At 63.2% G+C, this 19,738-nt stretch carries 20 protein-coding genes; 6 read left to right on the top strand and 14 right to left on the bottom strand.

Annotation, left to right across the window (positions count from 1 at the left end; genetic code table 11):
* Positions 1-24: 24 nt before the first annotated feature.
* From ACPDZI_RS00610 to ACPDZI_RS00585, 6 genes are all read right to left on the bottom strand, one after another.
* The gene (locus ACPDZI_RS00610) at positions 25-585 is read right to left on the bottom strand and encodes a Sua5/YciO/YrdC/YwlC family protein (RefSeq protein ID WP_323934564.1); all 561 of its coding nucleotides are present in this window, start codon (positions 583-585) and stop codon (positions 25-27) included.
* Between the two features lie 133 nt (positions 586-718).
* Positions 719-1,222, bottom strand: coding sequence for a 5-(carboxyamino)imidazole ribonucleotide mutase (gene purE / locus ACPDZI_RS00605; RefSeq protein ID WP_011704271.1), 504 nt, complete (start codon positions 1,220-1,222; stop codon positions 719-721).
* 74 nt (positions 1,223-1,296) lie between these two features.
* Positions 1,297-1,854: a DNA topoisomerase family protein gene (locus ACPDZI_RS00600; protein ID WP_438377906.1), complete on the bottom strand. Its 558-nt coding sequence runs from the start codon at positions 1,852-1,854 to the stop codon at positions 1,297-1,299.
* Positions 1,855-1,909: 55 nt separating this feature from the next.
* Positions 1,910-2,383, bottom strand: a complete 474-nt coding sequence (locus ACPDZI_RS00595; RefSeq protein ID WP_202012438.1) for a DUF494 family protein — start codon at positions 2,381-2,383, stop codon at positions 1,910-1,912.
* The gene (gene dprA / locus ACPDZI_RS00590; protein ID WP_438833843.1) at positions 2,376-3,491 is read right to left on the bottom strand and encodes a DNA-processing protein DprA; all 1,116 of its coding nucleotides are present in this window, start codon (positions 3,489-3,491) and stop codon (positions 2,376-2,378) included. Before dprA ends, ACPDZI_RS00595 begins: the two co-directional genes overlap by 8 nt.
* A gap of 1 nt (position 3,492) precedes the next feature.
* The gene (locus tag ACPDZI_RS00585) at positions 3,493-4,581 is read right to left on the bottom strand and encodes a LysM peptidoglycan-binding domain-containing protein (RefSeq protein WP_438833842.1); all 1,089 of its coding nucleotides are present in this window, start codon (positions 4,579-4,581) and stop codon (positions 3,493-3,495) included.
* A gap of 108 nt (positions 4,582-4,689) precedes the next feature.
* Here ACPDZI_RS00585 and def point away from each other — a divergent pair, with 108 nt between their 5' ends.
* The 5 genes from def to ACPDZI_RS00560 all read left to right on the top strand — a co-directional run bounded on the left by def (position 4,690) and on the right by ACPDZI_RS00560 (position 10,571).
* Complete coding sequence (gene def, locus ACPDZI_RS00580; RefSeq protein WP_438833841.1) at positions 4,690-5,202, top strand: peptide deformylase; 513 nt, start codon at positions 4,690-4,692, stop codon at positions 5,200-5,202.
* 12 nt (positions 5,203-5,214) lie between these two features.
* Complete coding sequence (gene fmt, locus ACPDZI_RS00575; RefSeq protein ID WP_438833840.1) at positions 5,215-6,159, top strand: methionyl-tRNA formyltransferase; 945 nt, start codon at positions 5,215-5,217, stop codon at positions 6,157-6,159.
* Positions 6,160-6,215: 56 nt separating this feature from the next.
* Positions 6,216-7,508 carry a 16S rRNA (cytosine(967)-C(5))-methyltransferase RsmB gene (gene rsmB / locus ACPDZI_RS00570; protein WP_135320818.1) on the top strand — a complete coding sequence of 431 codons (1,293 nt, stop codon included), beginning with the start codon at positions 6,216-6,218 and terminating at the stop codon, positions 7,506-7,508.
* A 147-nt stretch (positions 7,509-7,655) separates the two neighbouring features.
* Positions 7,656-9,032, top strand: coding sequence for a Trk system potassium transporter TrkA (gene trkA / locus ACPDZI_RS00565; RefSeq protein ID WP_011704263.1), 1,377 nt, complete (start codon positions 7,656-7,658; stop codon positions 9,030-9,032).
* A gap of 96 nt (positions 9,033-9,128) precedes the next feature.
* A complete protein-coding gene (locus ACPDZI_RS00560; RefSeq protein WP_024944658.1) occupies positions 9,129-10,571 on the top strand; it encodes a TrkH family potassium uptake protein in 1,443 nt (480 codons plus the stop codon).
* 221 nt (positions 10,572-10,792) lie between these two features.
* On the opposite strand, the gene rmuC is transcribed toward ACPDZI_RS00560, so the two are convergent.
* Positions 10,793-12,133, bottom strand: coding sequence for a DNA recombination protein RmuC (rmuC, locus tag ACPDZI_RS00555; protein WP_438833839.1), 1,341 nt, complete (start codon positions 12,131-12,133; stop codon positions 10,793-10,795).
* Positions 12,130-12,345: a hypothetical protein gene (locus ACPDZI_RS00550; RefSeq protein ID WP_016349071.1), complete on the bottom strand. Its 216-nt coding sequence runs from the start codon at positions 12,343-12,345 to the stop codon at positions 12,130-12,132. Before ACPDZI_RS00550 ends, rmuC begins: the two co-directional genes overlap by 4 nt.
* Before the next feature lie 138 nt (positions 12,346-12,483).
* On the opposite strand from ACPDZI_RS00550, the gene ACPDZI_RS00545 reads away from it, so the two are divergent.
* Positions 12,484-12,996: a ferredoxin-type protein NapF gene (locus tag ACPDZI_RS00545; RefSeq protein ID WP_011704259.1), complete on the top strand. Its 513-nt coding sequence runs from the start codon at positions 12,484-12,486 to the stop codon at positions 12,994-12,996.
* 58 nt (positions 12,997-13,054) lie between these two features.
* Here ACPDZI_RS00545 and ACPDZI_RS00540 read toward each other — a convergent pair whose 3' ends face one another.
* The 6 genes from ACPDZI_RS00540 to ACPDZI_RS00515 form a co-directional block, all read right to left on the bottom strand.
* Positions 13,055-13,507: an Rrf2 family transcriptional regulator gene (locus ACPDZI_RS00540; RefSeq protein WP_011704258.1), complete on the bottom strand. Its 453-nt coding sequence runs from the start codon at positions 13,505-13,507 to the stop codon at positions 13,055-13,057.
* Between the two features lie 299 nt (positions 13,508-13,806).
* Positions 13,807-14,646, bottom strand: a complete 840-nt coding sequence (locus ACPDZI_RS00535; protein WP_168755427.1) for a PfkB family carbohydrate kinase — start codon at positions 14,644-14,646, stop codon at positions 13,807-13,809.
* Positions 14,647-14,761: 115 nt separating this feature from the next.
* The gene (ald, locus tag ACPDZI_RS00530) at positions 14,762-15,877 is read right to left on the bottom strand and encodes an alanine dehydrogenase (RefSeq protein ID WP_011704256.1); all 1,116 of its coding nucleotides are present in this window, start codon (positions 15,875-15,877) and stop codon (positions 14,762-14,764) included.
* Entirely contained in the window at positions 15,874-16,629 is a 756-nt protein-coding gene (locus ACPDZI_RS00525) for a glutamine amidotransferase-related protein (RefSeq protein ID WP_017410573.1), read from the bottom strand. The genes ald and ACPDZI_RS00525 overlap by 4 nt, the downstream gene beginning before the upstream one ends.
* 84 nt (positions 16,630-16,713) lie before the next feature.
* Positions 16,714-18,210 (bottom strand): CoA-acylating methylmalonate-semialdehyde dehydrogenase, encoded by a 1,497-nt coding sequence (locus tag ACPDZI_RS00520; protein WP_438833838.1) that lies wholly within the window; start codon positions 18,208-18,210, stop codon positions 16,714-16,716.
* Between the two features lie 98 nt (positions 18,211-18,308).
* Positions 18,309-19,640: an aspartate aminotransferase family protein gene (locus ACPDZI_RS00515; RefSeq protein WP_076362609.1), complete on the bottom strand. Its 1,332-nt coding sequence runs from the start codon at positions 19,638-19,640 to the stop codon at positions 18,309-18,311.
* Positions 19,641-19,738: the final 98 nt, after the last annotated feature.

Below are 19,738 nucleotides of genomic sequence, written 5' to 3'. Positions count from 1 at the left end.
CCGCATTACTGCTCTTCGAACGGTTCAAGAGGGGCGGATGATGGCGCCGGTTCTGGCATCCTTGATCTCGGACGGATTGGCCTGTCCCCCCACTTCACCGGGCAGGATATAGGCCAGCTGACTCGCCAGCAATTCGCCGATATCCGCCACCCGGCGGGCAGGCTCTTCACCCGTCAGGTTGGCACTGGTAGAGACCAGCGGCTTGCCAAACGCGCGGCACAAGGCCTGCACCTGCGGATGAGCCGTCACACGCACCGCCAGGGTAGTGAACTGACCGGTCAGCCAGGCCGGGGTATTGCTGCGCGCCGGCATGATCCAGGTGAAGGGACCAGGCCAGCTCGCTTTCACTCGGGCCATCTGCTCGTCGGTAAGCTGGTCCAGATCGATATAATCCTGCAACTGAGCCAGATCGGCAGCGATCAGGATCAGCCCCTTCTCCACCGGGCGTTGCTTGATCGCCAGCAGACGGTGTACCGCTGACTCGGAGTCAGGATCACAACCCAGGCCAAATACCGCCTCGGTTGCATAGGCAATCACCCCATCGCGCTGGAGGGCGGCAACTGCAAGTTCAAATTCATTGGGCATAAAAAATGCGACAGCCGGGCTGTCGCCTCATCATTGATTAACATTGAGCCTACGAAACGGCGACCCTGACGGTCCCCTTCATTGACCAGCGAGAAGTTGATGACGAACGGGCTGGTGGTTGCCGTCCCGGAGCTTACTTGAGCAGGGCCTGTAAGGCAGCGTCTTTGGCCAGTACCTCGTCGGCATTTTTCTGGCGTTCTGCCTGCACCTTGGCCGCCAGTTCATCATCCGCCACTGCCAGCATCTGAGCTGCCAGATAGCCTGCATTCTTGGCGCCGGCCTTGCCGATCGCCACGGTCGCCACCGGCACCCCACCTGGCATCTGCACGGTGGAAAGCAGTGCATCCAGCCCCTTGAGCGGGCCGCCATCGATGGGCACACCGATCACGGGACGAGTCGTGATGCCTGCCACGGCGCCCGCCAGGTGAGCGGCGAGGCCGGCGGCACAGATAAAGACCTTGCAGCCACGGGCTTCGGCGTCGGTCACGTACTGATGCGTCGCAGCCGGGGTACGGTGTGCGGAGGTCACTTTCACTTCTACCGCGATATCGAATGACTTGAGCACCTCTAGAGTGGTCTGCATCACCGGAAAATCAGAATCAGAGCCCATCAATACGGCAACAAAGGGTTTATTCATGGTGGGAATTTCCTTACTCCAAGTGGGGGATTGAAGTTCGCCGAAAACGTTTCAATTCGCTTGTGGCGGCCGGATTATACCTGCTCGCTCTGGTGGCCGCATTTCTTTTGCGGGCAGACCCAGCGCAGGGCTCCCCTCACCTTTTTCTCCACCATGATACCCCAGCCACATTGCGGGCAAGGCATGGGGACCGGCTTGTCATTCACCACATATTTGCAATGGGGGTAGCCGTCGCAAGAGTAAAACTGCTTGCCATAGCGGGAGGTTCGGCTGATGAGGTGCCCCTTGCCACACTCCGGGCAGAGGATCTGGGTATCGTCGCTCTCCTGCAGGGATTCGATGTGCTGGCAAGCCGGATACTGGGTGCAACCAACAAACAGACCATAACGCCCCTTCTTGATCGCCAGTGGCTGGCCGCAATCCGGGCAGGCCGAGCCTTCAAGCACCTTCTCGATATCACGACCGGATGGAGTCAGGGAGCGGATGTAATCGCAGACAGGATAGGCGGAGCAACCGAGGAAGGGACCATGCTTGCCCTGGCGGATCACCAGCTCGGCCCCACACTGCGGGCACGGTTCGCGCTCGAAGGCATGTTCGTGGGCTGAAAAGAGGTGATGATCGATTTTTGACATGGGCCGCGCCTTGAAATCCAGATGACCTGAATTCTACCAGCGCGGCACCGGGCTGTCAGTGGATGACACCGTCTGACTCGTCAAACACCAGCTCTTCCATCTGCTGGTAGGCATTTTCACTGCCCGGTACGTTGAACAGCACCATCATGACTACCCACTTCAGATCGTCCAGCTCGATATCCGGTTTATCAAGCTCGAGCAGGCGCTCGATGCAGATTTCGCGGGTTTCGGCATTGAGTACCTGGGCTTGTTCCAGAAACAGCAGGAAACCGCGGCACTCGGTACTGAGGCGTGTCAGTTCTTGTGGAGCATAGATACGCATGGAGCCTTGCGCGCTGGCGGCCACGTAGACCTCCCGCTCGCTGTCATGCAGGTTGGCCAGTCGCTCCAGCCAGTTGAGCGCCTTCTCGATCTCGTCTTTGTCGAAACCTGCCCGGCTCAGTTCGTCGGTGAGTTCATTCTGCTCGACCATCACATCTGCATCGCTGTGGATGTAGGTCTCGAAAAGGTACATCAATACATCAAACATGATTCGCCCTCCTCGCTCTGACGTATCCACCGGCTACCGCCATCACTGCACCGGCCAGCTCCAGCTCTACCAGCCTGCCCAATACCACTTCGACAGGAAGCTGGGACCGTTCGGCAACGGTATCCACGCTCGTGGTCTCATAATCTACGTTATCCAACAAATCGGCATAAGGCAATTCGCTATTATTCGAATGCTCAGACAAGTCAGCCACTTGCTGCAGCAGACCGACAAATCCGGGCAGCTCTTCCACTATATCGGCCGCGCTCAATACAAGTTTGGCGCCCTGCTGGATTAATTTGTTGCAACCCAGTGCCTGCACGTTTTGCGGGGCACCAGGTACAGCAAAGACCTCTCGCCCCTGCTCCAATGCATAACGGGCCGTGATGAGCGAACCACTCTGCTCGGCCGCCTCTACCACCAGGGTACCCAGCGACAAGCCACTGATGATGCGATTGCGCCGTGGAAAGTGCTCGGCCAGCGGCCCCTTATCGGGCGCCAGCTCGGAGATAAGCAAGCCGCCTTGCGCCAGGATCTCCATAGCCAACCCCTGATGGCGCTTCGGATAGAGGCAGTCGAGCCCTGAGCCCAGCACCGCCAGGGTAGTCCCCCCCGCCGCCAGCGCCTGCTGATGACACACCCCGTCGATGCCAAGCGCCAGTCCGGAGGTAATGGCCAGCCCGCAGGCGATCAGCTCACCACAGAGGCGGGCGGCATTGTCCTTGCCGGCATAGGTGGGATGGCGCGTGCCGACCATCGCCAGCTGTGGAACAGACAGATCTGCCAGGTTGCCACGGCAGTAGAGCAGCAGCGGGGTGGCGGGGATCTCTTTGAGCAAAGCGGGATAGACGGGGTCATCCGGACACAGGAGGTGATTGCCGGGCTCGGCGGCCCAGCTCAGCGCCTGCTCGACAACCGGCTGGGGCCACCTCAACTGCTGGATTTGAGCGCTCTGCAGACCAAGAGCTCGCAAGGTGCCGTCGTCGGCGTCGAACAGGGTGACAATGTCACCGCCAAAATGGGCCAGCAGGCGAGCGGCGGTGACCGGACCGATACCGGTGACGGCATCCAGCGTCAACCACAGCGCGAGTCGCCCAGATGGAAGAGGCACGTCAGAAGTTGCTGACCTGATAACCGGTGCTGACCATGTCCTGACTCTGCAGGATCAGGCCATAACTCAGCTTGTCGTACACCTTGAACAACATGACCCGGGCCACGGCCTCCGACGGCAGGGGTGGCTTGCCGGACGAATAGAAGGTCTTGTCATAGACGGAGGAGTACTCCCGATAGGCGACCTTGCCATTCTTGCTCACCAGCCGGGCACCGGGCCGCAATATCTCCAGCACATCGCCGGGGGCAACCTGATCACGTATGCCCTTGTTGATGAGCACGACGTCGAACTTGCCGCCGCCGCGAGCCTTGCTCGGCAAGTCGACGATATAGCCGGGCGAGATGACGGGGGCAGCCTTGGGAGTGAACACGGCGGAGAGACTCTCCTGCGGCGGGAACGGCATCAGCTTGTCGCCCTGATACACCTCGCGCTGGTTGTGGCTGAGGGTAACCCGGGTGCGGCCGTCCGGCAGCAGGGCCTCCGCCCTGGCCGTGCCGACGAAGATCGCCTCTTGCCCCAGCTGTTCGCCACTCTTCTTGTCTTTGTAGATGGTCCCCGGATGATAGATGCCATAGTCCTGACCCGGGATCAGCGAGCCCTGTACGTAGAGGGTATCCCCCTCCAGCATGCCGATGTGTGCCTCATCATTGCCCAGCACATAAGGCAGCTGCTTTGCCTGCTGGCTGTCAGCCAGAATATGGTCGGTTTGCAAGAAAGGGCCGATCTCGCTGAGCGGCAGGGTAGGAATGGGGTTGGCCTTGTTCTCGTAGCGGCTCTTGGGAAAGAGATGAACAACCTGCTTGCCGCCCTGCATCGCCTTGCCAAGCCGCGGTTCGCCGTTGACCCAGCTCAGGTGCAGCACGTCGCCCGGGTAGATCCAGTGCGGATTGGCGATCTGCGGGTTGATGTTCCAGAGCCTTGGCCATAGCCAGGGCTCTGCCAGATACTGGCCGGAAATATCCCAGAGGGTATCGCCTTTTTGCACCACATAGGTCTCGGGATAACCCGCTTTCAGTTTCAGCTGGTCGGCCAGCACGCCCTGGCTCAGGGTGGCCAACATACAGGCGAGGATGGTTTGCTTCAGATACATAACACTCCCTGTTACTTCTGCGCGCAAAGTGTTGCTGTTTTTTGTCGGCGTAAATGACTAGAATTACGCCAATATTGACTGCATTTATACGAAACTAAAGAAAAAACTATGGCCATTCTAGATGTATTGCGTTTCCCCGATGAGCGTCTGCGTACCGTCGCAGCCCCTGTCGAGACCTTTACACCCGAGTTACAACACATTGTAGATGATATGTTCGAAACCATGTACGCGGAGGAAGGCATCGGCCTCGCCGCCACTCAGGTCGACATTCATCAGCGCATCATAGTGATCGATGTCTCTGAAAACCGTGAAGATCCTCTGGTATTGATCAACCCCGAGATCATCGAACAGGCCGGCAACACCGGCATCGAGGAAGGGTGCCTCTCCGTGCCCGGCAGCCGTGCCCTGGTGCCCCGCGCCGAGTGGGTCAAGGTGCGCGCCCTGGATCGCCACGGCAAGACATTCGAGCTGGAAGCAGACGATCTGCTCGCCATCTGCATCCAGCATGAGATGGACCATCTGGTCGGCAAGCTGTTTGTGGATTACTTGTCCCCGCTCAAGCGCCAGCGCATTCGCCAGAAGCTGGAAAAGATGGCCCGTGAAGATCGCAAAGTCCTCTGAGGATCTGCCCCATTGAATAAGCTGAAACTGATTTTTGCCGGTACCCCCGACTTCGCCGCCCGTCACTTGGCGGCGTTGTTGTCTTCCGACCACGAGGTCGTCGCCGTTTATACCCAGCCCGACAAGCCTGCCGGCCGCGGCCAGAAGCTCACCGCCAGCCCGGTCAAGGAGCTGGCGCTGGCCCACGATCTGCCGGTCTATCAACCCGCCTCCCTGCGCAAGGAAGAGGCCCAGGCCGAGCTGGCCACCCTTGGCGCCGACCTGATGGTGGTGGTGGCCTACGGCCTGATCCTGCCCAAGGCCGTGCTCGACACTCCGCGGCTGGGTTGCATCAACGTGCACGGCTCCCTGCTGCCGCGCTGGCGCGGTGCCGCCCCGATCCAGCGTTCCATCTGGGCGGGCGATGCCGAAACCGGCGTCACCATCATGCAGATGGATGTGGGGCTGGATACCGGCGCCATGATCCGCAAGGTGAGCTGCCCCATCGCCGCCAACGAAACCTCTGCCAGCCTCTATGACAAGCTGGCCGGACTGGGCCCGCAGGCGCTGGTCGACACCGTCAATGCCATGGCTGCCGGCAACACCGCCGCCGAAGCGCAGGACGATGCACAGGCCAACTACGCCGAGAAGCTCTCCAAGGAGGAGGCCCGTATCGACTGGTCGATGGAAGCCGTCGCCATCGAGCGCTGCATCCGCGCCTTCAACCCCTGGCCCATCAGCTGGTTTGAAGTCGCCGGCCAGACCGTCAAGGTATGGCAAGCCGAAGTCGTCGCACAGGATCACGGCCAGGCGGCCGGTACCCTGCTCAAGGCTGACAAACAGGGGATCGACATCGCCACCGGCAAGGGCGTGCTGCGCCTGCTGACCCTGCAGCCGCCCGGCAAGAAGGCCATGTCCGTGACGGACCTGCTCAACTCTCGCCGCGACTGGTTTGAACCCGGCACGCAATTGAATTGAACTGAATTGACACAAGGCGGTGCCCAGGCCCCGACTTGCGCATCTAAGGTAACACTATGAAAACACGCGCACAGGCTGCTCTCGTCATCCAACAGGTGCTGGATCAGGGCCAGTCCCTCTCCGCCGTTCTGCCTGCTGCCCAGGAGAAGGTTGCGCCCCGCGATCGCGCCCTCCTGCAAGAACTCTGCTACGGCACCCTGCGCTGGCTACCCCGCCTCGATGCGGCGGTCGGCGAGATGATGGACAAGCCGCTCAAGAACAAGAGCCGCATCTTCCACTACCTGATCCTGGTCGGCCTCTACCAGCTCATCTACACCCGCATTCCGGCTCACGCCGCGGTGGCCGAGACCGTCAATGCCGTCAAGCTGCTCAAGGGCACCTCATTGCGCGGCCTCATCAACGGTGTACTGCGCAACTTCCAGCGCAGCGCCGAAGTCATTCTGCTGCGCATCGACCGTGTCCCCAGCATTCGTCTCGGCCACCCGGAGTGGCTCACCAAGCGGCTGCGCCAGGCCTATCCGGATGAGTGGGAATTCATCATGGAGGCCAACAACCAGCGCCCGCCGATGTGGATTCGCAACAACAGCCAGCGCCAGAGCCGCGAGCAGATGCTGGCCCGCATGGCCGAGGCCGGCATCAATGCGATGGCCGGTGAAGAGGGTGAGGATTGCATCCTGCTGGAACGTCCCTGCGACGTGACCAAGCTGCCCGGCTTCGAGGTCGGCGACTGTTCGGTACAGGATGGCGCAGCACAACAGGCCGCCGCGCTGCTCGACCCGCAGCCGGGCGAGTGGGTGCTGGATGCCTGCGCCGCCCCCGGTGGCAAGACCGCCCATCTGCTGGAGCGCCAGCCCGCGCTGGCTGGCGTAGTGGCGGTCGATGCCGACGACAACCGCCTCAAACGGGTGCAGGAGAACCTGGATCGCATCGGCCTCACTGCCAAGGTGATCCACGGCGATGCCAGCACCCCGGATCTGTGGTGGCCGGAGGGTCAGTTCGACCGCATCCTGCTGGATGCCCCCTGCTCCGCCACCGGCGTCATCCGCCGTCATCCCGACATCAAGTGGCTGCGCCGGGATCAGGACATCCGCGAGCTGGCCGAGCTGCAACACCGCATCCTCGGCGCCCTCTGGCCGAAACTGAAAAGCGGCGGTACTCTGCTGTATGCCACCTGCTCCGTGCTGCCGGAAGAGAACCGCGACCAGATCCGCGCCTTCCTCGCAGCCACCCCGGATGCCACTCTGGTGCCGCTGCATGCGCAGGACACCCCGGAGTACCCGGGTCGCCAGTTCCTGCCGGGCGAGGCCGAGATGGACGGCTTCTACTATGCCAAGCTGATCAAGCGGTAAGCAGGGTCATAATCACGACGGGTGCCGCTTGCGGCACCCATTACTGCCCAATATCGAGCGCGCTTTTCCTATGAGATTCATCCTGTTGATGACAGCCCCCACGCCCCCTGGCCGCCGTTGCAACGGCGACGCTCATGAGACCGTTCTATGAAGATCATCATTCTGGGCGCCGGTCAGGTTGGCGGCACCCTGGCCGAGAACCTGGCCGGTGAGAACAACGACATCACCATCGTCGACACCGACAGTGACCGCCTGCGCGAGCTGCAGGACAAGTTCGACCTGCGGGTGGTCAACGGCCACGGCGCCCATCCGAAAGTGCTGCGCGAAGCGGGCGCCCAGGATGCCGACATGCTGGTCGCGGTTACCAACAGCGACGAGACCAACATGGTCGCCTGCCAGGTGGCTTACTCCCTGTTCAACACCCCCAACAAGGTGGCGCGGATCCGCTCGCCGGCCTATCTGGTGGAGCGGGATCGGCTGTTCCTGCCCGAATCCGTGCCGGTGGATCACCTGATCGCCCCCGAGCAGCTGGTGACCGACTACGTGCGCCGGCTGATCGAGTACCCAGGCGCCCTGCAGGTGGTGGACTTCGCCGGCGGCAAGGTGGGTCTGGTGGCGGTCAAGGCCTACTACGGCGGCCCGCTGGTGGGCAACGCCCTCTCCACCCTGCGCGATCACATGCCCAACATCGAGACTCGGGTGGCGGCGATCTTTCGTCAGGGCCGCTCCATCCGTCCGCAGGGCACCACCATCATCGAGGCCGATGACGAGGTGTTCTTCGTGGCGGCGGCGGGCCATATCCGCGCCGTGATGTCGGAGCTGCAGCGGCTCGAGAGCCCCTACCGGCGCATCATGATCGTCGGCGGCGGCAACATCGGTGCCGGCCTCGCCCGCCAGCTGGAGAAGCGCTACAGCGTGAAGCTTATCGAGCGCAACCAGAAGCGGGCGGAGCAGCTCTCCGAGGTGCTGGAAAACACCATCGTCTTCTGCGGTGACGCAGCGGATCAGGAGCTGCTGGCGGAGGAGCACATCGACCAGATCGACGTCTTCATCGCGGTCACCAACGAGGACGAGGCCAACATCATGTCGGCCCTGCTCGCCAAGAAGATGGGCGCCAAGAAGACCATGGTGCTGATCCAGCGCAGCGCTTACGTGGATCTGGTGCAGGGCGGTTCCATCGACATCGCCATCTCGCCGCAGCAGGCCACCATCTCGGCCCTGCTGACCCACGTGCGCCGGGCCGACATCGCCAACGTCTACAGCCTGCGCCGCGGGGCGGCCGAGGCCATTGAGGCCATCGCCCACGGTGACGAGAACACCTCCAAGGTGGTCGGCAAGACGGTCGGCGAGCTCAAGCTGCCGCCCGGCACCACCATCGGCGCCATCGTGCGCGGTGACGAGGTGCTGATCGCCCACGACCGGACCCAGATCCAGCAGGATGACCACGTGGTGATGTTCCTGGTGGACAAGAAGTACATTCCGGAAGTGGAACGCCTGTTCCAGCCAAGTCCCTTCTTCCTGTAATCTGCCCATGCACCCAGGCAGCACAACCCAGACCCGGCACAGCCTCTACCAGGGATTGTCCGGGTCTTTTGTCAATCAACGACCAGGTTATCTTGCATGATCAAGCTGCGTCCCATCATCTTCACCCTCGGGCTGGTGCTCTCCAAGCTGGCCCTGTTCATGTGGCTGCCCACCCTGCTGGCCCTGCTGACCGGCTCCGAGGGGTTCGTCGAGTTTCTCAAGTCGGTGCTGATCACCCACGGTGCGGCCCTGCTCTGTCTCCATTACGGCCGCAAGGCGGTGTTCCACCTCGGCGTGCGGGAGATGTTCCTGCTCACCACCTCGGTCTGGGTGGTGGCCTGCATCTTCGGCGCCCTGCCCTTCTTCTTCATCAACCACATCGACTTTACCGACGCCTACTTCGAGACCATGTCGGGGGTCACCACCACTGGCTCCACGGTGCTGTCGGGGCTCGACGGCATGGCCCACAGCATATTGCTGTGGCGCTCCATCCTGCAGTGGCTGGGCGGGGTAGGCTTCATCGTGATGGCGGTGGCGGTGCTGCCCTACCTCAACGTGGGCGGCATGAAGCTGTTCCAGACCGAGAGCTCGGATTGGTCCGACAAGAGTGCGCCGCGTGCCAAGACGGTGGCCAACAACATAGTGCTGGTCTATCTGGTGCTCTCCATGCTCTGCTTCCTGGCCTACTGGGTGAGCGGCATGACCCTGTTCGAAGCGGTCAACCACTCGATGACCACCCTCAGCACCGGTGGCTACTCCACCTCCGATCAATCCATGTCCCACTTCTCCAACTCGGCGCACTGGATCGGTACCGTCTTCATGTTCCTCGGCGGCCTGCCCTTCCTGCTCTACGTGCAGAGTCTGAGCCGGCGTGACAACAGCTTGCTCAAGGACGCCCAGGTTCAGGGTTTCTTCTGGCTGGTGGTCTGGGTCACCGTGGTGGTCACCTTCTACCTGTGGCTAAGGGACATCTACGGCTTCATGGATGCCCTGCGCATCAGCTGCTTCAACATCGTCTCTGTGCTCACCACCACCGGCTTCGGGCTCGGCGATTTCGGCACCTGGGGCCCGCTCACCAGCATCATCTTCATCATCCTGCTGGCGCTCGGTGCCTGCTCCGGCTCCACCGCCGGCGGCCTCAAGATCTTCCGGGTACAGGTGGCGTTCGCCCTGTTCAAGAAGCAGATGCGCCAGCTGATGCACCCCTCCGGCGTCTTCCCGCAGAAGTACAACGGCCGCCCGGTCAACGACGCCATCATCCGCTCGATGATTTCGTTCGTGCTGGCCTACTTCGCCGTCATCCTGCTGATCGCCGCCCTGCTCGCCGCCATCGGGCTGGATCCCCTGACCGCCATCTCGGGCTCCATCACCGCCGTGGCCAACGTGGGTCCGGGCATGGGACCGGTCATCGGCCCCAGCACCAACTTCGCCACCCTGCCGGACTCGGCCAAGTGGATCCTGTCATTCGGCATGCTGCTGGGACGGCTCGAGATCCTGACCGTGGCGGTGCTCTTCTTCCCCTCCTTCTGGAAGCAATGACGGGAAGATGGCATGACCGCGAACGTCTGATTACGCCGCTGCGCGGCTAATCAAACCTACGGCCTTGGCTGCAATCGACAAGCCTGTGGATCCGTAGGTTCGAATAGCGAAGCGTATTCGGACGCGGCAACGGGGTTGGTAACGATGTGTATTCGGACACGCAAATGCAGAAGGGCAGCCACTGGCTGCCCTTCTTGTTGCATGAAACATGAGGCCCCGCCTCACTCGGCCGGGTCTTCCCGCTCCAGCGCCCGGTTGACCAGCGGTTCGGGCAGAGTCTTGGTCACCTCCACCCCCAGCTCGCGAAAGCGCTCCACCTGGGCGATCAGGTTGCCGCGCCCGTTGACCAGCCGCCCCATCGCCTTGTCGTAGCTCTCCTGCGCCCGGTGCAGGCTGCCACCCAGCTGCTGCATCTCCTCCACGAACAGCCGCAGCTTCTCGTAGAGACGGCCGGCCCGCTCGGCGATCTGGCGGGCATTCTGGTTCTGCCGCTCGTAGCGCCACAGGTTTTCTATGGTGCGCAGCGCCACCATCAGGTTGGTGGGGCTCACCAGCAGAATGTTGTTGTCGAGCCCGAATCGCACCAGCGAGGGATCGGCCTCCACCGCGGTGAGGAAGGCGGGCTCCACCGCCACGAACATCAGCACGTAATCGAGGGTGCGCACCCCGGGCAGCTGCTGGTAATCCTTGCGGCCCAGCTCACGGATATGGTTGCGCACCGAGGCGACGTGCTCTTTCAGCGCCACCGCCTTCTCCAGCTCGTCATCGCTGTTGTACCAGCGTTCGTAGGCGGTCAGCGACACCTTGGCGTCGATGATGATGTCTTTGTCCTGCGGCAGGTGGACGATGATGTCGGGCTGGTAGCGCTTGCCCTTGTCCACCTCGATGTTGACCTGGGTGTGGTACTCGTGGCCTTCGCGCAGGCCGCATTCGCTGAGGATCCGCGCCAGCACCACTTCGCCCCAGTTGCCCTGCTGCTTGCTGTCGCCCTTGAGGGCGCGGGTCAGGGCTGCAGCCTCTTCGGTCATGCGGGCGTTGAGCTCGGCCAGGCGCTCCAGCTCGAACTTGAGGCTGTGGCGCTGGGCCGTCTCCTGAGCGTGGGTCTCCCCCACCTGGCGACGAAAGCCCTCGAGCTGCTCTTTCAGCGGCGTCAGCAGCAGATCCAGGCTGTTCTGGTTCAATTCGCGGAAGTTGCCCGAGTTTTGCTCGAAGATGCGGTTGGCGAGGTTCTCGAACTGCTGGCTGAGGCGCTGTTCCGCCTCCTGCTGCAGTTGCAGCTTCTCGGCGGCGGCCAGCCGCTCGCTGCGCAGGGTGGCCTCGGCATCCTTGAGACGGGCGGTGAGCTTGATAAGCAGAGTCTGTTGCTGCTCCAGCTTCTGCTGACCCTGCGACCGTTCATCCTGCAGCTCGTCACAGCGATCCTGCAGCGCCTGCTGGCGCTCCTCGCTCAGCAGCACCTGCTGGGCCAGCTGGGCCGCACCACGCCGGCCCGCCAGCCAGCCAATGCCGACCGCCAGCACGGCGGCAGCCAGCAGCAGGGTCCAGAGCCCGGGCTCGATCATTTGCGGCTCCGCTGACGCAGAAAGAGTTCGAGATAGCGGTTGAGCAGCAGCCAGAGCAGCACGTAGAGCAGATAGGCGGCCAGCACCACCCACTTGTGACTGTTAACTCCGGTGTCGAGCTCGACGAATTCGATCCCCTTGATGCGGCAGTAGCCCCACATCAGCAAGGGGAAGACATAGAGCAGAGAAGCACGCCACAGAAATAACCACATGAGTTCATTCAATCCTGCAAAAAGACCCGCCTAGCTTACACAAGGGCAACCCGGCTTGCGATCCTGGCCGGCGCTATTCTCTGGCTTGCGAAGGGAAACTTGGATAAAATTAACCCCTAATGGGTATAAGGGGTGAGCATGACTCATTTTTTCTGTCGCTGGCTGACGCAAGCATTGGGGGGCTCTCGCAAACCGGAGGTGGTTTGCCACGAAGCGCGTCCACCCTGGGCCATCGAAGAGTCCCAGTTTCTCTCCCTCTGCTCCCGCTGCGGTGAATGCTTCAAGGCCTGTCCCAACGGCCTGCTCAAACCGGCCAACCAGCCCGAATATGACGACACCCCCATCGCCGGCACGCCCGTGCTGGATCTCGCCTGCGGCCAGTGCAGCTATTGCGGCAGCTGCGCCAGAGCCTGTCCGACCGGCGCCCTCGACCTGCAGCTGGGTCGTCAGGTACAGACCCGGGTGCGGATCGAGGCCAGCTGCCAGGCCCGACAGGGCTTCTATTGCCTGCTGTGTGAAGATGCCTGCCCCCAGCAGGCGATCAAGGCCACCGCCGACGGCGTCAGCATCAACATGGCGGCCTGCGACGGCTGCGGCGCCTGCGGTCTCGCCTGCCTGCACGGTGCCATCACCCTAATCCCCCAGCTCTGACCCCAAATCCCGGACATGACAAAGGGGCCCGTGGGCCCCTTTGTCATGCTTGCCTGGCTTATGCCATGGCCAGAATGGAGTCCTGTTCGATGCCGAGCAGGTGGCAGAGCCGGGTCGGATCGCGCACCGCATCGGCCAGGGTATACTCCCCCAGTACCTCAAGGAAGGCGTTCATGGCGCGGCGCAAAATACCCTGAATACGGCAGCCACCGGAGAGGCGGCAGTTCTCGCGCTTGCAGTCCACCGGGCAGAGCACGTGCTCCATGTCCATCACCACATCGCGCAGGTTGATGGAAACGGCGGAGCGGCCAAGGCGGATACCGCCGTGCTTGCCACGCACCGTCTCTATGTACCCCTTGATGCCGAGCTGATGCACTATCTTGACCACGTGGTTGCGGGAGATGGCAAAGGTATCGGCCACCTCGGTGATGGTCGACAGGCGATCTCCCGGCTGGACCGCCAGAAAAGTCAGGGTACGCAGGGCATAGTCGGTAAATCGTGTCAGTTGCATGGTCGCACTTGCCTCTTACTACAAGTCAGAAATCAGGACGACAACCTAAAGCTAAGAGGCGGGGAAGCGCTTGCGCCCGCGCAAGGTCCGCATCTTAATCTGAGTCGTGGAATGACAAGGTTAAGAGCAGCTCAGGCGGGTGTCGATGAAGATGCACATAAATCGACACTTTCTTTGATTGATCGCAAACTTGCCGGGTTAGTCCAAGGTTTTGGGGGGTTATGGCGGTTAAATTCGCCGGTTTTCCCCTCCGCCTCGGCCCGTACAAGGCGACCTTATCGACAACGATTCATGGCGGCTCAGTGCGGCTGCCTGAGCCAGTTTTTCAGGGCGCTGGAGGGGATGGAACTCTCGGAAGCGACCGCGAAGGCGCCCCAGTCCACCGCGCACTGCAGCGCATCCCGGATCGCCATGCCTCGCGCCAGCCCGTGGATCAGGCCGCCAGCGAAGGCATCCCCCGCCCCCGTGGTGTCAACCACCGACACCGGCCGCGCCGCCACCCGGATCTGCTCCTCGCCGTGAATAGCCACCGCCCCCGCCTTGCCTTCGGTCAGCACCAGCCAGGCCAGCTGCTCGCCGGCGATCTGGCGGGCATGCTGCCAGAGGTCGTCCACCTCGCCGAGATCGGAGCGGGAAGCCACCAGCACGTGGCAGGGGCGACGTGCCTGGCCACCCTTGGGATACTGAGCCACCACGAAGCTCCTGCCGAGCATCTGGCGCATGTAGCCGATGATGGCGGTACCCGGGTAGTTCACATAGAGGCAGTCCACCCCCTCGCTCGGCAGATCCCCCGGCAGATCCGGGCGCCGTGGCCGCCGGAGGATGGTACGCTCGCCGGTGGAGTCCACCAGGATCAGCAGCTCGCCGGTCTCGCCGCCGAAGCGCTCCACATGGCTGCAGTCCAGACCGTAGCCCGCCGCCTGCTCCAGCAGCCAGTCGCCGGTTTCATCCAGCCCGATGCGCGAGGCGATGGTCACCTCATGGCCGGCCCACACCAGTCCGATGCCGGTGTTGGCGGCACCACCGCCAAGCCGGCGGCCCTGATCCAGGTATTGCAGGCGGGCGCCGGCCACCAGGGGTTCGGAGAGGGAGAGCACGTGATCACAGTTGAGATTGGCGAGCAGCAGAATGCGGGACATGAAGAGACCTCACTGACAAGGGAGCCCAGTATATGAGAAAGGGCCGTGGCGGCCCTCCCTGAAATCGCGGGGTTTGTGAGCCCGCTCGACGTTTGCCGATCGCGCGACGGCTGCGTCAGCCCAGTACTGACTCGGCGCTGACGTACTCGTAGCCGAGCGCCTGCGCCACCGCCGCCTGGGTGATCTTGCCCTTGAACACGTTCAGACCGGCTCGCAGGTGGCGATCGTCCTGCAGCGCCCGGGCATAGCCCTTGTCCGCCAGCGCCAGCACGAACGGCAGGGTGGCGTTGGTCAGCGCGAAGGTGGAGGTGCGCGCCACCCCACCCGGCATGTTGGCCACGCAGTAGTGGATGATGCCGTCCACCACGTAGGTGGGCTCCTCGTGGGTGGTCGGGTGGGAGGTCTCGAAACAGCCGCCCTGATCGATGGCCACGTCCACCAGCACCGAGCCCTTGCGCATCAACTTGAGCATGTCGCGGGTCAGCAGCTTGGGCGCCGCCGCCCCCGGGATCAGCACGGCGCCGATCACCAGATCGGCCTGGGCGATGCATGCCTCTATATTGGTACGGGTGGAGTAGAGGGTCTTGAGGGCCGGGCCGTACAGGCTGTCCAGCTCCCGCAGTCGCGGCAGGGAGCGATCCAGGATGGTGACGTCGGCCCCCAGTCCCAGCGCCATGCGCGCCGAGTTGACGCCGACCACCCCGCCGCCCAGCACCACCACCTTGGCGGGCGCCACCGCGGGCACTCCGCCCAGCAGGGTGCCGTTGCCCCCCTGCGCCTTCTCCAGGCTGTGGGCGCCGGCCTGGATCGCCATCCGCCCCGCAACCTCGGACATGGGCGCCAGCAGCGGCAGGCCGCCGCGATCGTCGGTCACCGTCTCGTAGGCGATGGCCACCGCCCCCGAGTGCACCAGCAGTTGGGTCTGCACCGGATCCGGCGCCAGGTGCAGATAGGTGAACAGCAGCTGACCCGGCCTGAGCAGTTCGCACTCCTCCGGCTGGGGCTCCTTCACCTTCACTATCATTTCGGCCCGGGCGAAGATCTCCGCCGCGCTGGCCACCAGTTCGGCACCGGCTGCCTGGTACTCGGCGTCGGACAGCCCGATCGCCTCGCCTCCCTGCTGCTGCACCAGCACCTTGTGTCCCCGGGCCGTCAGCTCCTGCACTCCGGCGGGAGTCATGCCGACCCGGTATTCATGGTTTTTGATTTCCTTGGGTACGCCAATAATCATGCTCGCTCTCCTGCTGTGATCCCGCCGGCGGCCGTGTCGGCGCCGGGCAGGATGCCCAAAAATTGCAACAACCACTGCATCATGGTGGCCGAATCCACCTCTCCCTCCAGAGAGGAGAGGCTGCGCTGGTAACGATCGTCCGGCAGCAGATCCCGCCGCCGCTCGATCAGCGCCCGGTTGTACTCCACCGAGAATTCCGGATGTCCCTGGATGGCCACTATGTGGTCACCCTGCAAAAACATGAAATTGGGACAAAAATCATTGCCCGCCAGCCGGGTGGCCCCCGGCGGCAGCTGCTCCACCTGATCCTGGTGGCTGGCCAGGATCCGGATGGTCTCGAGCCCTGGCTCCATCCAGGGTTGCCGCGCCAGCATGGGATGAACCGACACCCCCAGCCCCCAGCCCTTGGTGGACTTCATCACCTCGCCCCCCAGCGCCTGGGCGATCACCTGGTGGCCGAAGCAGACCCCGGCCAGCTTGACGTCGGCATCGTGAGCGCGTCGGATCCAGTCGCGCAGCGCCCGGATCCAGGGGATATCGCTGTAGGCATCGTGGCGCGAGCCGGTGATGAGCCAGGCATCGCACTCGTGCAGATCGGCCGGCAGCTCGCCATCGAGCGCCGACCAGACCCGAAACTCCAGCCCGGGGGCCAGTGCCCGGAAGCCCTTGATAAACATCTCGGAGTAAACGGGACCGAAATCCCCCGCCAAGTCGGGGTCCAGCCGGTCACAATCGAGAATTCCCAGTCGCATCTGTTACTCCTTCACAGTGATAGCGGCGAACGAAGGTGGATTCCTGCCACCGGGCCATGTCCGGGCTAGCTGCTGCATGGTTGATTACTTCATGGTCGGCATGGAGAACTCCGCACCCGCCCGCAGGCTCTGGGGCCAGCGGGCAGTCACCGTCTTCATCCGGGTATAGAAGCGCACCCCATCCGGCCCGTGCATGTTGAGCGGCCCGAAGATGGACCGCTTCCAGCCGCCAAAGCTGTGAAACGCCATGGGCACCGGGATGGGAACGTTCACCCCTACCATACCGACCTGCACGCGGGCGGTGAAGTCCCGCGCGGTGTCGCCGTCACAGGTGAAGATGGCGGTGCCGTTGCCGTACTCGTGTTCGTTGATGAGCCTGAGCGCCGTCTCGTAGTCCGGCGCCCGCACGATGGCCAGCACCGGGCCGAAGATCTCCTCCCGGTAGATGCGCATCTCGGGGCCGACCCGGTCGAACAGGCTGCCGCCGATGAAGTAACCCTCGCCGTGGCTCAGGCCCCGGCCGTCCACCACCAGCTCGGCCCCCTCGGCCACCCCCTGATCCACATAACCGCGCACCTTGGCCAGGTGCTCGCGGCTGATGAGGGGCCCCATCTCGTTCTCCTGGGTCTGGCCCAGTCCCGGGCCCACCCGCAGCACCGCCACCAGCGGCGACAGCCTGGCCACCAGCGCATCGGCCGTCTCATCCCCCACCACCACGGCCACCGAAATGGCCATGCAGCGCTCGCCGGCCGCACCGTAGGCCGCCCCCATCAGGGCGGAGACCGCCAGCTCGAGATCCGCATCCGGCATCACCAGCATATGGTTCTTGGCACCCCCCAGCGCCTGCACCCGCTTGCCGTGGGCCGAGGCGGTGGCATAGATGTACTGGGCGATGGGAGTGGAGCCGACAAACGACACGGCACCGACCCGCGAGTCGGTCAGCAGCACGTCCACCACCTCCTTGTCGCCGTTGACCACGTTGAGCACCCCGTCCGGCAAGCCGGCCTGCTTGAGCAGTTCGGCCATGCGCAGGGAGAGGGACGGATCCTTCTCGGACGGCTTGAGAATGAAGGTGTTGCCGCAGGCGATGGCCACCGGGAACATCCACAGCGGCACCATGGCCGGGAAGTTGAACGGGGTGATGCCGGCGCAGACGCCCACCGGCTGCATCATGGAGTGGCTGTCGACCCCGCGGCCCACGTTGAGGGAGTGCTCCCCCTTGAGCAGATGGGGAATGCCGCAGGCAAACTCCACCACCTCGAGACCGCGGGTCAGCTCGCCCTGAGCGTCGGAAAACACCTTGCCGTGCTCGCGACTGATCAGCCGGGCCAGATCGTCCCTGTGCTGCTCCATCAACTCCTTGAAGCGAAACAGCACCCGGGCCCGCACCAGCGGCGGAGTCTGCGCCCAGTCAGCCAGGGCGCGCTCGGCGCTGGCGATGGCATCCTGGCACTCGGCGGCGGTGCTGAGCACCACCTGGCCCTGCTGCTGGCCGGTGGCCGGGTTGAAGATGGCTCCGAAGCGCTCGCTGCGGCTCTCGGTCGTCTCGCCGTCGATGAAGTTGCTGACCCTGTATGTCATAAATCCTCCGTGATGGGTTATGCGTGCCTGCCCGCGCCGCCCCGGGGAGCAGGCACGGGCAAGTGGCGCCGCGACGGGCGCCATCAATCAGTTAAAAGTCAGTCCTGGGCCTGCAGGGCGTCCTGCAGCAGGGTGAAGAGATCGTCGATCTGGCTGCGCTCGATGATGAGGGGTGGCGACAGGGCGATGATGTCGCCGGTGACGCGGATCAGCGCCCCCTTCTCGAAGCAACGCACGAACACCTCATAGGCGCGCTTGCCTGGCGCATCCGGCATGGACTCGAGCTCGATGCCCGCCACCAGCCCGTAGTTGCGCACATCCTTCACATGCTTGCAGCCCTTCAGCGAATGGGCCGCCTCCTCCCAGTAGCCCGCCAGATCGGCGGCGCGACTCAGCAGGTTCTCGTTGCGATAGATCTCGAGGGTCGCCAGGCCCGCGGCGGCGGCCACCGGATGGCCGGAGTAGGTGTAGCCGTGGAACAGCTCGATGGCCCCCTTGCCGGCCGCCATCATGTCGTCATAGATGGCGTTGCTCACCAGCACGGCCCCCATGGGGATGGCGCCGTTGGTCAGCCCCTTGGCACAGGTGATCATGTCGGGGATGACGTCGAACTCTTGTGCTGCGAAGGGAGAGCCGAGGCGGCCGAAACCGGTGATCACTTCGTCGAAGATCAGCAGGATGCCGTGTTTGGTACAGATCTCCCGCAGCCGCTTGAGGTAGCCTTTGGGGGGCATCAGCACGCCGGTACTGCCGGCGATGGGTTCGACGATCACCGCCGCTATGTTGCTGGCATCGTGCAGGAAGACGATCTTCTCCAGCTCGTCGGCCAACGCCACATCCTCCTCGGGCAGCCCCTTGGTGAAGGCATTCTTGGCGATGTTGAGGGTGTGGGGCAGGTGATCCACACCGCCCAGCAGGGAGCCGAACCACTTGCGGTTGCCGGGAATGCCGCCTACCGAGATGCCGCCGAAGCCGACCCCGTGGTAACCGCGCTCACGGCCGATCAGCCGGGTACGGGTGCCCTGGCCGCGTGCCCGCTGCCAGGCCAGCGCGATCTTGAGCGCGGTATCCACCGATTCCGAACCGGAGTTGGTATAGAAGACGTGGCCGAGCCCCTTGGGAGCGATCTCCACCAGCCGGTTGGCCAGCTCGAACGGCAGGGGGTGCCCCATCTGGAATGTGGGGGCAAAATCGAGGTGGGAAATCTGCTGGGAAACCGCCTCGGCAATCTCGCGCCGACCATGACCCGCGTTGCAACACCAGAGCCCGGCAGTGCCATCCAGTATCTTGCGGCCATCCTCTGAGTGATAATACATCCCCTCTGCCGACTTCAGGATGCGCGGCGCCGCCTTGAACTGCTGGTTGGCGGTGAACGGCATCCAGAAAGCGGACATGTCGGAGGGGGTATTGATGTCGCTGATCGGTTTCATGGTCACCTCATCCTTAAGGTGTTTAGTAACTATCGGCCAATGCCTATTAAATTAAACACCTGAAATCTTAAAAAGGGGCTCAAACTTGCCCCATATGG

Origin of the sequence: Aeromonas oralensis, assembly GCF_049665575.1 — a bacterium.
GTDB lineage: Bacteria > Pseudomonadota > Gammaproteobacteria > Enterobacterales > Aeromonadaceae > Aeromonas > Aeromonas hydrophila.
The sequence above is the reverse complement of the archived record's forward strand: the minus strand, read 5'-3'. Positions and strand labels throughout refer to the sequence as shown.